Here is a 13,424-nt window from a genome sequence, read left to right as displayed (position 1 = left end):
AGCGATTATAATCTGATGATACAAAAGAAGCCCGCCAAAGCGAGCTTCTAAAGGACAAACGAAAAGAGAATATAGGAAGGAATTACAGCCGTATCACACGGTTTATCATTTCCAAGAGCCCGGATTTACGCTGCTCTGTTAAATTATTGATCAGATCGGTTCTGAGATGGAAGTCGATTGTGTTTAATATTTTTGCTTCCCATATTTCATCCACCTGGCATCCATTGAATATCATTTGTAGCATAGCAATAAGTCCGGACATTATTGCGGAATTGCTCCAGCCCCGAATATGTACAATGCCGTCAAATACGGAAGGATAGAAGAATGTCCGGGAATTACATGATGTTATTTGTGTTAATGTACATTTCATAACCTCCGGGAGTCCGTCCAGACCGGAACCTATATCGATCAGGAACTGGAAGCGATCAGTCCAGGACTCGAGGGAGTTGAATAACTCTATAAATTCTGTTTGTTTTTCCTGCAATGTCATAATACTATATTTGTAGTGGAATAGTCGAAGATAGCCATCCATCCGGTTCGGTCGTGAAACAATGGAGGATCTATCGCCACAACTTCCGCAGGGAATTCGATTAATTTAGAGTTTCCACAAAAATCATATGATTTCTGGTCCTTCTCCATTTGGTCGAGAATAGAAGTTAATATCTTATACATTTTGTCCATGATCAGCATCTCATTCAGGTTATCATTGTTTGATGCTGAATAAGGTTGCGCAATATGGAGGCCCAGCTTTTCCTTTACACCATACGTCTGGTTCGGGCTATAGGAGAATGCACCGTATTCCACATATAGGACGGTTTTTTTGGAATTCTTTATTTTCTTGGAGAGGAATCCTTCATTGGCAGAGAAGATAAAAGCATCGATATCCGGAATAACATAAGTATCCGGAGCATCCAGTATCTCCTGGGCTATTTCATTGTATCCGGGAATCTGTCCGCTTGATTTCCTGAACATGTTCCTCAATACCGGTTTAGGTACGAATTTGGCATAGTACTTGAATAATGTGATTAATATCTCCGGATTCATGTTAACCTATTAATTAAATCAATACTTAGTCCTGTCATCTTAACCAGGTCTTCTATCTTAGCACCCTTGGCAATCGCTTCGGCCAGGTCGTCTTTTATTATTTTTACCTGAGCATCGAAAAAGTCGTTCACTGTGTCTGTAGTGATAGATGGATAACCTTTCTTTTTGATCATCAGGATTGTTTCATTCATCCCGACCGAGATCTTGTTTTCACTATCTTCCTGTCTGGAGTCTTTCGGAAATAATATAGAATAGACCGGATGTGTAGTATAGAATTCCACAATGCCGGCAAACCAATAAAGAATGCCAAACTTAATCTCCGGATATATCGATGCTATCAGTTCCATCTGATCTCCTACAAGGTTCTCATTGTATTCGCCGGTAGCCGGATAAAGGATAGAGATCAGCTTATCTATGCATTTCTCTCTATACTCAGGATCCTGTGAACTATGATATCCTGAGTACAACTCACAACAGTCACAATATTCCTTCGTCGTTATATTTGTGAATGGAGCTACGTCCCGGATGAATTTTCTACCGGTGAATTTCTTCCCCTTAATCTTAATGTACGGGATAGGGTTCCGGTAGAAGTGCCGGTTCCAGGTCACCTTATGGTCTTCTATACTGAATGCAAAGTCCAGCTGTTCGGAAAGCATATACAGATTGTAATTAATTATATCCCGGTCCCTTCGTTTCGGCCGGTGATAATCTTTCCACACCGACCAATAACCCGGCAATCTGACTAAACCTAACCTAAACACATAGAACACAAAAACGAAGGGAACCCGGATACAATATATTATCCATTTCAAAAACCATATGTAAAAACCGGACGACGGTTTGTAGCCGGTTAAGTGTTGCAGCAACAGGATCCTGAACATCGGAGGCGAAATTTTCTTTTCAGCGACCTCCTTCAGCCTGGCAAAAGCGAATATCTTTTGTCTGAAAGTAAGTTCATCCCACGATTCGGGAAGCTCCAGCGCGCCTTTATTTAATATAATTGTTTTCATAGGCTAATAAACAAACGGATCATTTTCCGATATTCTCGGAGGTGTATATATAGGCCTACTCCGGGGATTTTCCTTTAGTTCATCATTCTTCAGCTGTACCTCGAGGGCTGCCCAGTATGCAGCGGCCTGATTAGTGAATGAATTGGCCACACGTTTCCGGACATTGGATTCTTCTTTGTCCTTATTGGCTTTCGACATCTCATTGCTGATGTCCAGGCGTACCGGTTCCGGAAGCTGGAGGAATGCGAGGCGCGAACAGGCCCGGCCCATCACCTCATAACACATTGCCCGGGCAATGGCATCTGTCTTTTCCGGTTCCTTTATCCGGGAGGTGACACAGTCGGTCCAGGCTTCCCGGATAAGCCATCGGGCCACAATAACAAAGTAGTCATCTTTAACACCCACCCATCTGTAGAAGTCATCCCGTGTAATAGGAGTGCCTGCAAGATCCTTCCGGGGTTCACTGTCTTTCCACAATGGAAATTCGTTGACGTTCTTGTCCATCAGTTGCAGCAGCTTATTCATCCAAAACCATCCGAGGGTTATAAACTTATTTTCCAGCCCATCCTGGAGGTATTTATATACTGTTGTCTCTGTGTCGCTTTTGACCACAGTGACCCCGTCATCTTTTATCCTGGCCATTAAGAATATCAGATGTTCGTACAGACAGAAGTGTAGCATTGAACGCTGCAGATAATCCAGCGCCTTGGCTTGCAGCTTTTTGTCTGTAGTGCCTTTATCCTGGCAGATGGCTTCATACAATGGTTCTGACAGTACCTCGATACAGTCTTCAGCAACCTTACAGACGGAGCTCTCGATATTCTCGTATTCGAGCGTAAGATCTGCTCCGGATATTTTGGGCTTCATCTCATCGGCGAAGTTCTCTTTGTTGAATGGGGTTATAATTGCAGACATATTATTATTTTTTTGTATTAATCCTGGTCGGCTGTAGCTGTCTTTTCCGGACGCTCATCGGGAGTCGTTTCCTGTAATTTAGCCGGGATATCTATCCAGAAGCCAGCTTTAATACCTTCTTTCTTCGCATGTGGAAAATTTATGTGAATGGCCCGGTTCAGGTCCTTCAGGACAAAGTATTCATCGAGCGTCAGCGTCATCACATAGAGAAGGTAATTATAATATGCTTCACTTCCGGACTTACTGATGATTCCGGATCCGTCCACATTTGAGATGGAAGAAGGGACTCCTTTCCCTGTCAGAATAGCTTTGTTAGCGTATTCTTCGTATTTCAGTACTGTGTCGAAAAACTCTTTAAACTTTCCGGGAAATTCTTCGAACTTCCATCCTTCTTCGCCCCATTTAGTCGTTGCATATAACTTACCTTGGTTCTTTCCTTCCCCGGACATAAGCGATGTGATCCGGCGGAGTTCACAGGATATAAGTTCGTCCATCATGCTTTCGTAGAACGGTAACGCTTTACCGTCATCTCCTACGAGTTTTACTCCCCGGTACTCCGTCTGGAGAGGGACGTCCGTTCTCATTAAATTATCGGAGCAGATCTGCTGCAGTATAATTTTATGCTGCTCATACCAGCTTCCCGGTATTTGTACGTGAATATGCGCATTCAGGGCGTTTCTCAGGTAGGAATTCAGGTATTTAGGAGCGAGTTCCGAAGCCTTCAAGTATTCCTTCAGACCCTTAAAGCAGCTATTGAGGGCATATACCCATTTGGTGAAGGTTTTATCGTGAGTAAAGGAAATAGCCGGCGAATACTTCAGGGGCGTCCGGGGATCGAAGCGATGCCATACATCATATTCCGATGCCGTGATGTTCAGCCAGTCGCCCACAATGACATACTTGCAGTCTTCGTTTTTGATAGAACGGTTTGGCTTTGCTCCTTTCATTGCCAACCGTGCTTCGTCCGATCCGACATAGGTGAGAGCTGCTATCGGTAACGGCCCGTTTATTCGCCTGGATACATTGAAATTGTATTTCGATACACAGGTCTTTACATGGTAAAAGTCGGTGATAATGTTTTTCAGGTACTCCCACAAATGTTGGTATCCCATCTCTTCCCAGCTGTCAAGCCAGTCCTGAATGCGCTGGTCTTCTACCGGTATACGGACTCTCTTTTGCTTCTCTCCTTCTCCCGTGATGATTTCCCGATACAATCGGGGACCTTTACCGAACATAAACTTTACTTGTTTCTCGATAACCTCCGGCAGTAGTTTGTTTTCGCTTACCATGGAGAATATTTCCTGGGGATAGAGGTTGTAATGCCCCCAGATGGGAACAGAATAGCCCCCGAGATTAAGCGCCAGCCGGTCATTGACATAGCGTTGATAAGTAGAACGCGATTCCGAAAAACGGATATCTTCCCGGTCTTCAACACCCTGGATCTCGAATGTAAGAACAGCAACTCCGGGCTTGGAGGCTATCCCCCGGTTACCATTATATATCTCAACCGTTGTCGATGAATCCGGTTTAATATAGCCTACAGGCTGTCTTGTCTTTTTACTCATGTGAACCATTTAACTGTTAGCCATTGATTTGATGGAGGAAAACAAACAGCACGAATGAGTTTCTTGAAGCATTGCCTTGGTTCGTCCGTAGATGTATCGGTGAAAAATAAATAATGATCCGGATCCACAGCAAGGCCCTCGTTTCGTCTGGCCGATCGCACCAGGCATTCTTCATATACACGGATATGGCCGTACTCCATACGATTCAAGTCGCAGGTTATAAATCTAATTCCAAATGTAGCACCCGGAATAAGTTTCGTTTTGCGCATCAGGTCAATGGCTTCAGGTCCGGTGATTGTTTTCAATTCCATAGCACAAAAGAAGCCTAACCGAATAAGGCGTTAAAGGACAAAAAAAGCCCCGCATTACTGCAGGGCCTCCCATCATAAAATTAGCTTCAATTTATAATCTCGGCTTTCGCCGGGGTTATTCTGTATCCGGAAAAAACTTATCCTTTATCGCTTTTCCGACAGCCCTTTCTGCCCGAAGATTCTGGAGGGCTTTCTGAGCATCGCCATCGCCTCCGGCTGCAGCGTCGTGAAGCCCGGACTCTACATCGAACATGCCGGCATCTTTCCCGGTATAGTATGCTTCATATTCGGCTGATTCAGGATCAGAGAGAAGATCTTTCAATGTATTTTTACTTAATGCGGGATGATGTGAACGGACGATGGAGACCGTCTGCTCGATGGAATAGTTCAGTTTGCCGGCTTTCGTAATAAGGAATATCGGATCCGGAGAGGTCTTTGGTACTGGATTCTCTGCTTCGCTCATAATCATTCAGTTTATGGCAAAAGTACAGCGGCTGCCAATTCCGCTGCGACACAGACTTCCAAGACATCCGTCAAAAAAGAATGATACGAAAAGACAACCGCTGATATGAGGATTCTTTTATGATCCTGATCAGCGGATGCCTTGGAATTATCTGGTCGCAATGCAAAGCTACAAAAAAAAGAGCAACCGTTGTACGACTGCTCAATTATTTATTCTTTGCTGGGTTCATATCAGGAAGCCGGACATACACCATCCTTCTTTTCCGTCGCTGGTCCTTACCTTCGAGTAGTCTCCATCTACCTGAAGCACGGTTACCAAGTCGTCGTCCTGGCATACGGCTACGATCTTGTCCCGTTTAGTCTTATGAGACCAGAGATTTATCTCTTTTACGTTAGTTCCGTCTACGTATGTTGTTATAAGTTTTTGCATACATTTTAATCTGGAAAATAAACATATTATAGTCGATTATCTACTTTTTAAATTTACCCGAATGAACTCTTTCTCCGTTTTTGTAAATAGTTAAAGCGTAGAAACCTTTGGGTAAGGTTGATATATCTATATCTTGAGTGCCACCAATATATAACTTGAAATTTCCTTTTTGCATTTTATACGTTCCCAATATATCCAATATCTCATATACATAAGAATTATTATTTGCTAGATTAGTATATGATATACCTATCTCCTGTCCTGTACTTTCTGAAACAGTAATAGTGTTGTCTGTCAATTTAACTTCAAGTGATGAAAGCCTATAAGAGCTGAATGGATAGAGGATTGGAGAAAAACGTCCTGTATTAAGATAAAACATTTGTGATATAGTTCCTTTTCCTGTTTCGATCTCTAATCCTATCTCGGCAGATTCATCGACCATAAGACGTGAAAATTTAATTCTGGAACCATTATTTTCTATTGTGAAACGCGGAGTCATTGAATAGTTTACCCAGCTATAAACAGGTGTTTTACCCTCGATAATAGCCAATCCGGGATAAGTGATTTCAATTGCCAAATTCGAAACAGCTGTAGAACCTGCATTCAAATCAAATCCATTTTCATACAGAGGATAAGCCGAATGTATTTCGGAGAAGGTCTTTGTCGTATTATTAAATATGAATTTACCATCTATATACTCTGGACTTATATATATAACTTTAGTATATGCTATGGTTGACGTCGCAGCTGTTATAGTAATGTTCCCTGTGTAATCAAAGTTCGTGTTATTCAATAAACCTGTTGACGAATTGATTGTTATACCAGGAATGTTAGTACAACTCCATGTGGCATTGGAGCCATCCTTGAGTTTGAACCAGAATTTACTTCTGCGGTATAGGTCATTGGGACTGACAATTTCTTTGTAGCCAAGAGCTCTTCTTACAGCGGCATAAGCATCTACAAGACCAAAGCCCATTTCATTATTCCAAGTGCCATTCATTTTATTGACAGAATAAGAATAGTCTCCGACTTTTCTACATGTTGACTCTATAGTATTACGCACCTCTCGCGATGTCAGTTCCGGATTTATAGATAATATTAATGCCGCAATACCAGCTACATGGGGGCATGCAGCCGATGTCCCGCCAAAAGATTCTGTATAGCCATTAATAGTCGTTGTTGGAATATGAGCACCTGGAGCTACCACATCTAATGCATCTCCATAGTTAGAAAAATCTGCACGCAGTCCAGTAGGAGTAAGTGCTCCTACTGCAATTACGTCGGTTAAAGAAGCTGGATAAGAAACTGTTGGAGCAGAGTCATTTCCCGATGCAAAAATAACGACTGCCCCTAGCCCATTTCTTCCTAGAGACATAGCGTTCAGTATAGTATTGTTGATAGCTGTTGAATTTGATCCCCCTCCCCATGAATTACTCAGGACATCTGCTTTAGCTGTGTTCCATGCATAATTTATTCCTTGCGTTATCCAAGAATCCTGCGTTATCCAAGATCTTCCATCTGAACCTTTATAAGCTATTCGAACCGGAATCATTTTACAATTAGGAGCAATTCCTACAACCCCTATATTATTATCTACGGCAGCAATAATACCTGCACATGCGGTTCCATGATAGTCTGATTGATTTGGTGCTCCATTACTATTATTGCCTGTCGCATCATAGCCAGATAATAGATTTCCCTGAAGATCAGGATGGTCAAGTCTGACTCCTTCATCTAAAACTGCAACTTTTATATTAGAATTACCCCTTGTTAAATTCCAAGCTGGTTCTACATTTACGTCTATTCCTATTGTACCTCCTGTTTGTCCAGTATTTCTAAATCCCCACTGCAAAGAATAAAGGGGGTTCTGTAATTTGATTATTTTGTAAAATGAAGGCTCGGCAAAAGAGACAAGACCACTATCCCATATTTTATTGGCTATATCCATTGTTTTAGTTGTGTTGAATTCAATGATGTACATATCATATATGGAATCCAACTTAACTACAGAATTTGTTAAATTAAGTTTATTCAATACAATTCTTATGGGAGTTTCACTAGGTTTCATCAAAACGGTATTAGACAATGCTTGTAATGTTCCATCTTCAGCCTCAAACATTAGGTTTTCATCTGATATTGTTTTTTGTAATTTAGAATCAATATTTTCTACAATGATATACTTTTCAAAATTATGCACTACTTTTTGGTTAAGCCGAGTTTGTGAATTTGCATTGTTCTTCTCCAAAAACAATAAATCATTCCGTAGTTTCAAAACTATTTTTTTCCCATCCCCATTATAAAAATAATTTGTTTGTGCTGACAAAAACAAGCTAAAAGTGAAGAATAGGATTACTATCAACTGTATTTTTTTCATATTGTTATAATATTACTTGTTATTGTTTCGAAATTGATAATTCAATTGATGATGTTGCTTCTATCTTTTCAATAAGCACTGCAACATGGGTCAAAATCACCTCTGCTGGTTGTGTGGTACCCGAACTTTTGTATCTTATTTCAAACAAATAGTTATTTTGGTTTCTTGTTAATTTCTTAGTAATACTATAACCGGGATTTGGCAGATCAAAACTTACCATTAACAAAGTGTATTTCTCAAAATCTATTTGAGGTATCTTATTATCTTCACATTCTATGTAGTTTAATAAATCAGTTTGAGAATCAATCCTATATATTTTTTGCTTTTCAAATTCAGTCCACTGGCAGGTTTTATCAAGAATGAAATCTTGAAAAGCGACTTTTTTCCAACCATCATCGTCTGAGCATCCAATACTTAATGATATCAAACTACAAATACAAACAATAAATAATACTTTTTTTTTCATAACATAGAAGTTTATTTGGGTTAATAAAGGGTGTATTTATTAGATGAAGTAAAGAGTAAGATTAATCGATTATATAAAGATGAGACCTTTTGTTAAGGCTATAAGAGTTTAAGGGCCATTTCATTACAAATGTACTATAATTTATATTCATTCTTACAACTTGTTCCTCTTTTTTTTAACTCTTTTTTTAAAATACCTCGGTAACCATTTGGTTATCATAAAGGAATTACGTATATTTGTATTGTCAAGCTAAGCGTAGTATTAACCAAAAAAATTGAAATGATGGAACAAACCGAAAGAGATGAGATTCTGGAAGAATTGGAAATGCTCGAAATGATTTTAGACGCTTACAATTCAAAATCGGAATTAATGAATCGCCCGGGAGCTTCGGAGTATATCGATAGCATACTGGATCGAATCAATGAGTTAAACAGTAAGTTAAACAACACCCCCTCCAAGTGAGGGGGTATAACCCTGAAAAATTATGGCAGTATTAAGTTTAAGTGATCTTAGAGCAGAATATAAAAAAGCAACTGATCCAAAGGCAAAGGAGGAGTTCAAGAAGAAAATACAGGAAATGATCGCAGTTCAGACTCCGGAGGAAGCGATGGCAACATTACAGGCTGTCGACAATCGTGTGTCTGAGATTGAAGAGAGTATTGATCTGGAGGATATCGCAGACATGGCATCGATGTCGTATATTGCAAAAAAATATTTTAGTAAATCACGTTCTTGGTTATACCAACGATTGAATGGTAATATGGTGCATGGTAAGCCGGCCACATTCACTCCGGAAGAACGTCAGACTTTGGCAAAGGCTCTGGACGATATGTCCAAGAAGTTTAAAGAAAAGTCGCTTTCCATTCTTAATGGTTAACGATTAGCTTGACAGCTGAAGCTCCCGGTCTTAGGATCGGGAGCTTTTTATTTTTTATTTAAATATCATCCAATCTTCGGATAGCATATCTGTTTGCGAAGCAAGCCAACCGTTTACAATAGTACCATCGGCAGCTTTCATGCAAAGGTATGCTGTGAATTTAACAACATCTTCCTTTGCCAGATCAAGCAGTTTTCCATTCTCATCTACACAATCCTGATGATAATAATCCTTTACACCTTGAGGTAAAGACTTGATATCTTTGGCAACAAAGCCGACATGCAATTCATCTGCCGGTCGCATAAAAATGAACATCCCTTTTCCGTTCCATCCTTTTCTGGTAACAAGTCTTCCTTGCTTTAACTCCTCCAAAGCCTGACCAAATGTACCACATTCACCATATTGCAAGTATTTACTCTCATTAGCACCCAATACGTAGGCTGTTTCAAGTTCTCCTTTAGAGTAATTTCCACTTTGGTTACATAGTTTGGCTGAATATTCAGCTGCTTTTTCATCTAATGTTTTCATTTCTTATAAATGGGTTTTACAAAGCCCTCCCAAGGCTAATTTATTTTTAATTACTAGTGTATGTTCCTGCACCTTGAGGCGAGATTTGCGCCCGGTCAGAGGCCGGAGCTAAATGGTTGAACTTTCCCCAGAGCAGATACATAAGTGCCGACGAGATCTGTGTAGAATACATCGCCTGATCCTCGAAGTCTAACTTCTCACTACTTTTATCCAACTCTATTTCCTTCGTTCCTTTCTTCAATGGTGAATGGTTAATGGAGCTTACTAGGGCTTCGCATTCATTACGGTCTATCAGGATGCTGTATTGCTTGCCTTCCGGATTCCCAAACAATTTATTTAAAAGCCTGTAGTGTTGGCTGTAGTAGATCGTTGCCTGACCTTTACTCATCAGGTGTACTGTCCATCTTTTCTTGGTTAGGGCTATTGCCAGTAAGTTAGCATCCGAGTCTTTCATCGTACCTGTCAGCGGATACCATTTCCGGTATGCCGGATCCTTCTGGTTACCGGCACGGTCATAGTAGATGTAAATCACCTTATTTTTATGATGCTTGAAGAATGTATCTATTTTTTCTGCAAGATCTTCATGCTGTTCGGGATGGAACACATGCATATCCTTAATAATCCGGAATATCTTTTTTTGCTTTTCCTCCTGAGCGAATACAATACTTTGGAATGGTCCGGGATCATAGCCGGCTACCAGCGGAAGGTTAGGATTGCAATGCTTCAGGTCACGGCTGGAAGATTTTCTTTCTTCTCCTACAGCAACCCTATCTATATATTTGTACTCATAGCTATCATCGAACAGATGTTGCTTCCTGAATTTCCCGAAGAACATATCCTTTACCTTGTATTTACGCACGGCAAGGATGGAGGTGTTAAACTTGTCAGGATCCTTTATCGTCTTTTTCTGGTTCCGGATATAGTCCATTCCCAGGATTTTGATGTTGGAGAAAGAAGAAGCCCGGAGATAGGCTGTCTGGTCAACACGCAGTCCGCATTGTTCAGGATCGTCCGAGCGTTTATTTAAGCGTTCAGTCCAGCGATCCACAAAACGTTGGAGTTTATTTACTTCTTCCATATCAGCTTCAGCCCGGGCAACGAGAAGTTTACCCATTCGAAGATCGGCTTCGTAAGCGATTTCCAATATACAGTCCATTAACGGCTGGTTGTGATCCTTTTCGTTCTTTGTCCACCAATCTTCATCGGTCTCGAAATTAGGTGTGGAGCTGAAACCTGTAATGCCCATGTAATAATGTGAATGTCCGAATTTAGAACGGTCGGCACGTAATGCCGGCATGATCCTTTCCAGGAACTTTTCTTCCGGGATCCTGATCATCTCGTCGATGAACAGGTGAGCGGCATTGAGTCCGAGCATCGATTCGGGACGGTCACACGATACAAATTTGATAACAGTACCATTGACGAATGTAATCGTATGCTTGAAGTCGGTTATTTTTTCTATTTCGTTCCGGCTCCAGTTGGGATGCTGATGTGTAGCCACGCCAAAATGTTCGGGAGGTTTCTTCCCAAACTCAAAATAAACGCCTCGCTGATATTTTTCCAGAAAGTATTCCAATATACCCGGTACGATGTTATCGAGAATACTTTTGTAAGTTGCTGCTGCCAGGACAACTAATGCTCCGGGCATATCGTTCTGAACACGGTCTACTCTGGGAGCGAGTATATGAGTGGTCTTACCGGATCCACGTCCAAGTTCCCCGAATAAAAAGGTAGGATCAAGTAATTTTGCCTGAATCTGTACAACCGACAAATATTCTTGAGAAAAAACACTTTCGTTAATCTTCGACTTCTTCATAATCTGTATATTTTAAAGTGTCCAATTCCCGTCCGACTTCTGTCTCGAGCCGTTTCATTTCACTTTGGGAGACATTTTTTGTGTTTCTGATAATTGCTTTGGCTTCTTCCCAGGCTCGAAGGACTCCTATCTGAGTGATTCCCATACGCGGAAGATGAACGTCCGGAGATACAAGCTGATGTTTAAACTGGATCAGTCGTGGATCTATCCGGTTAGCGGAAGCTGCGAGGTCATATTCCCTGGCACGTTCGAAACATCTCCGGGCTTCTTTCAGGTCTTGAGCTGTGAGGTTAACGTCTGCAAGGTTTTTCATTACATCTGCATAGTAACTGTTCCAGGCTGGAGCTGTCACCGTACAGTCTGCATTGAAGAACTCTATGGCATCATATACCCGGCTTTTTGCAGCCGGCAATGTTTTAAGCTCCGGATGTTGTATCCGGAGCTGCCTGGCACATTCACTTACATTTCGATACTTCCTACTGAGATTGTAAGCATCGTTTATCTGAAGGATGTATTCTGCCAGTGCCGGCTTTATACCGGAGGCTTTGGCATCTTTACTTTCCAGGAAGCCCTGGACTACTTCAATAGGCAATCGATGTAAGTGTTCGAGCATAAGTATCTGAATTTACAGATACAAAAAAAGCCCGCATTTGCGGGCTGGTAAAGGACATGTTTTATAATAACATTATCGAATTGAAGCAAAAAAATTGACTCCAAAATCCGTGCAATATATATTTGTATGAGCTGTATATAGTCCATCCGTATTAGGAAAATTTGTTATTCTATTTTCTAAAAAAGGATATGATGTTATTAGATTATCTTTTGTTATCTTTTGCATGGAATTTTGGAGATTCATCTCAAAAGAAGATATAACTCCAAAATGAGTGAGATTATCTATATATACACCAATATTTTCAGGAAATTCTAGTGATAATATATCAATAAGTGGGATGTTGTTTACTACAACAAATCCTTGAGAGAATTTCGATGATGATTCATGTAGAATAAATAGCATTTTTAATGATATTGGGCTATTTACAGCAAGATAATTTATAATTTTAGCTTCATCTGATGTTATATTCTTAATTGTTTCTACAAAATCCCTATGTTTGAAATCTGAGTGAGGAGTGAAGCATAAGCTATCCGTTTTATGGTTAATTTCGGATAATTTCGACTTAATCAATTTAACCTAAATGATATAGCTTATGAGACAAAGTAAAGGATTAGACTTCAAAGGACAAAATATCTATGTGGGTATAGATGTTCATTTGAAAAGTTGGGCGGTGGCGATACTCTCAGAGAGTTCGGTTCTGAAGAAGTTTAGTCAAGATCCACAGCCGGAAGCTTTACATAGATTTTTGGTGACCAATTATCCGGGAGCGACTTATTATTCAGTATATGAAGCTGGATTCAGTGGGTTCTGGACACACCACAAACTTACGGAATTAGGGATTAACAATATTGTGGTTAATCCGGCTGATGTACCGACAATGAGTAGAGAGAAACTGCGAAAGACCGATGCGGTCGATTGCGGAAAACTCGCCAGAGGTCTGCGTGCGGGAGATTTGAGAGGTATTTACGTCCCCCGTGCAGAGATATTGGAAATACGTTCTTTGATTAGACTGA

At 40.6% G+C, this 13,424-nt stretch carries 17 protein-coding genes; 3 read left to right on the top strand and 14 right to left on the bottom strand.

Translation table 11 applies throughout. The features are described 5' to 3' along the window. Positions 1-82: 82 nt before the first annotated feature. The 10 genes from HMPREF9455_RS15285 to HMPREF9455_RS15240 form a co-directional block, all read right to left on the bottom strand. Complete coding sequence (locus HMPREF9455_RS15285) at positions 83-490, bottom strand: SufE family protein (RefSeq protein WP_006800633.1); 408 nt, start codon at positions 488-490, stop codon at positions 83-85. Then, complete coding sequence (locus HMPREF9455_RS15280) at positions 487-1,044, bottom strand: hypothetical protein (RefSeq protein WP_006800632.1); 558 nt, start codon at positions 1,042-1,044, stop codon at positions 487-489. Before HMPREF9455_RS15280 ends, HMPREF9455_RS15285 begins: the two co-directional genes overlap by 4 nt. Then, positions 1,041-2,054 (bottom strand): hypothetical protein, encoded by a 1,014-nt coding sequence (locus tag HMPREF9455_RS15275; RefSeq protein ID WP_006800631.1) that lies wholly within the window; start codon positions 2,052-2,054, stop codon positions 1,041-1,043. The genes HMPREF9455_RS15280 and HMPREF9455_RS15275 overlap by 4 nt, the downstream gene beginning before the upstream one ends. A gap of 3 nt (positions 2,055-2,057) precedes the next feature. Beyond that, positions 2,058-2,969, bottom strand: coding sequence for a DUF6712 family protein (locus HMPREF9455_RS15270; protein ID WP_006800630.1), 912 nt, complete (start codon positions 2,967-2,969; stop codon positions 2,058-2,060). Between the two features lie 17 nt (positions 2,970-2,986). Beyond that, complete coding sequence (locus HMPREF9455_RS15265; RefSeq protein WP_006800629.1) at positions 2,987-4,534, bottom strand: hypothetical protein; 1,548 nt, start codon at positions 4,532-4,534, stop codon at positions 2,987-2,989. Beyond that, on the bottom strand, positions 4,531-4,845 hold the full coding sequence (locus tag HMPREF9455_RS15260) for a hypothetical protein (protein ID WP_006800628.1): 315 nt from the start codon (positions 4,843-4,845) through the stop codon (positions 4,531-4,533). The genes HMPREF9455_RS15265 and HMPREF9455_RS15260 overlap by 4 nt, the downstream gene beginning before the upstream one ends. 115 nt (positions 4,846-4,960) lie before the next feature. Beyond that, positions 4,961-5,308 carry a hypothetical protein gene (locus HMPREF9455_RS15255; protein WP_006800627.1) on the bottom strand — a complete coding sequence of 116 codons (348 nt, stop codon included), beginning with the start codon at positions 5,306-5,308 and terminating at the stop codon, positions 4,961-4,963. Between the two features lie 225 nt (positions 5,309-5,533). Beyond that, positions 5,534-5,737 carry an SH3 domain-containing protein gene (locus HMPREF9455_RS15250; protein ID WP_006800626.1) on the bottom strand — a complete coding sequence of 68 codons (204 nt, stop codon included), beginning with the start codon at positions 5,735-5,737 and terminating at the stop codon, positions 5,534-5,536. Positions 5,738-5,777: 40 nt separating this feature from the next. Beyond that, positions 5,778-8,111: a S8 family peptidase gene (locus HMPREF9455_RS20800; protein WP_006800625.1), complete on the bottom strand. Its 2,334-nt coding sequence runs from the start codon at positions 8,109-8,111 to the stop codon at positions 5,778-5,780. A 19-nt stretch (positions 8,112-8,130) separates the two neighbouring features. Next, positions 8,131-8,577: a hypothetical protein gene (locus tag HMPREF9455_RS15240; RefSeq protein ID WP_006800624.1), complete on the bottom strand. Its 447-nt coding sequence runs from the start codon at positions 8,575-8,577 to the stop codon at positions 8,131-8,133. Positions 8,578-8,856: 279 nt separating this feature from the next. On the opposite strand from HMPREF9455_RS15240, the gene HMPREF9455_RS15235 reads away from it, so the two are divergent. Next, complete coding sequence (locus HMPREF9455_RS15235) at positions 8,857-9,039, top strand: hypothetical protein (RefSeq protein WP_006800623.1); 183 nt, start codon at positions 8,857-8,859, stop codon at positions 9,037-9,039. Between the two features lie 22 nt (positions 9,040-9,061). Then, complete coding sequence (locus HMPREF9455_RS15230) at positions 9,062-9,454, top strand: DUF5053 domain-containing protein (RefSeq protein ID WP_006800622.1); 393 nt, start codon at positions 9,062-9,064, stop codon at positions 9,452-9,454. Between the two features lie 54 nt (positions 9,455-9,508). On the opposite strand, the gene HMPREF9455_RS15225 is transcribed toward HMPREF9455_RS15230, so the two are convergent. The 4 genes from HMPREF9455_RS15225 to HMPREF9455_RS21960 form a co-directional block, all read right to left on the bottom strand. Then, entirely contained in the window at positions 9,509-9,982 is a 474-nt protein-coding gene (locus HMPREF9455_RS15225) for a DUF2829 domain-containing protein (RefSeq protein ID WP_006800621.1), read from the bottom strand. Positions 9,983-10,028: 46 nt separating this feature from the next. After that, positions 10,029-11,798: a hypothetical protein gene (locus HMPREF9455_RS15220; protein ID WP_006800620.1), complete on the bottom strand. Its 1,770-nt coding sequence runs from the start codon at positions 11,796-11,798 to the stop codon at positions 10,029-10,031. Beyond that, positions 11,779-12,411: a hypothetical protein gene (locus HMPREF9455_RS15215; protein WP_006800619.1), complete on the bottom strand. Its 633-nt coding sequence runs from the start codon at positions 12,409-12,411 to the stop codon at positions 11,779-11,781. Before HMPREF9455_RS15215 ends, HMPREF9455_RS15220 begins: the two co-directional genes overlap by 20 nt. A 72-nt stretch (positions 12,412-12,483) precedes the next feature. Then, complete coding sequence (locus HMPREF9455_RS21960) at positions 12,484-12,981, bottom strand: Abi-alpha family protein (RefSeq protein ID WP_044216467.1); 498 nt, start codon at positions 12,979-12,981, stop codon at positions 12,484-12,486. 22 nt (positions 12,982-13,003) lie between these two features. Here HMPREF9455_RS21960 and HMPREF9455_RS15205 point away from each other — a divergent pair. Beyond that, the coding region (locus HMPREF9455_RS15205; protein ID WP_006800618.1) for an IS110 family transposase at positions 13,004-13,424 on the top strand (421 nt) is incomplete at its 3' end.

The sequence above is a fragment of the Dysgonomonas gadei ATCC BAA-286 genome (assembly GCF_000213555.1).
Lineage (GTDB): Bacteria > Bacteroidota > Bacteroidia > Bacteroidales > Dysgonomonadaceae > Dysgonomonas > Dysgonomonas gadei.
Note: the sequence above shows the minus strand (reverse complement) of the source record. Positions and strands in the feature narration are given on the sequence as shown.

Bases quoted from the DNA above. Each gene is read 5' to 3' on its own strand.
- HMPREF9455_RS15285 (WP_006800633.1), bottom strand. From the start codon at position 490: ATGACATTGCAGGAAAAACAAACAGAATTTATAGAGTTATTCAACTCC.
- HMPREF9455_RS15280 (WP_006800632.1), bottom strand. From the start codon at position 1,044: ATGAATCCGGAGATATTAATCACATTATTCAAGTACTATGCCAAATTC.
- HMPREF9455_RS15275 (WP_006800631.1), bottom strand. From the start codon at position 2,054: ATGAAAACAATTATATTAAATAAAGGCGCGCTGGAGCTTCCCGAATCG.
- HMPREF9455_RS15270 (WP_006800630.1), bottom strand. From the start codon at position 2,969: ATGTCTGCAATTATAACCCCATTCAACAAAGAGAACTTCGCCGATGAG.
- HMPREF9455_RS15265 (WP_006800629.1), bottom strand. From the start codon at position 4,534: ATGAGTAAAAAGACAAGACAGCCTGTAGGCTATATTAAACCGGATTCA.
- HMPREF9455_RS15260 (WP_006800628.1), bottom strand. From the start codon at position 4,845: ATGGAATTGAAAACAATCACCGGACCTGAAGCCATTGACCTGATGCGC.
- HMPREF9455_RS15255 (WP_006800627.1), bottom strand. From the start codon at position 5,308: ATGAGCGAAGCAGAGAATCCAGTACCAAAGACCTCTCCGGATCCGATA.
- HMPREF9455_RS15250 (WP_006800626.1), bottom strand. From the start codon at position 5,737: ATGCAAAAACTTATAACAACATACGTAGACGGAACTAACGTAAAAGAG.
- HMPREF9455_RS20800 (WP_006800625.1), bottom strand. From the start codon at position 8,111: ATGAAAAAAATACAGTTGATAGTAATCCTATTCTTCACTTTTAGCTTG.
- HMPREF9455_RS15240 (WP_006800624.1), bottom strand. From the start codon at position 8,577: ATGAAAAAAAAAGTATTATTTATTGTTTGTATTTGTAGTTTGATATCA.
- HMPREF9455_RS15235 (WP_006800623.1), top strand. From the start codon at position 8,857: ATGATGGAACAAACCGAAAGAGATGAGATTCTGGAAGAATTGGAAATG.
- HMPREF9455_RS15230 (WP_006800622.1), top strand. From the start codon at position 9,062: ATGGCAGTATTAAGTTTAAGTGATCTTAGAGCAGAATATAAAAAAGCA.
- HMPREF9455_RS15225 (WP_006800621.1), bottom strand. From the start codon at position 9,982: ATGAAAACATTAGATGAAAAAGCAGCTGAATATTCAGCCAAACTATGT.
- HMPREF9455_RS15220 (WP_006800620.1), bottom strand. From the start codon at position 11,798: ATGAAGAAGTCGAAGATTAACGAAAGTGTTTTTTCTCAAGAATATTTG.
- HMPREF9455_RS15215 (WP_006800619.1), bottom strand. From the start codon at position 12,411: ATGCTCGAACACTTACATCGATTGCCTATTGAAGTAGTCCAGGGCTTC.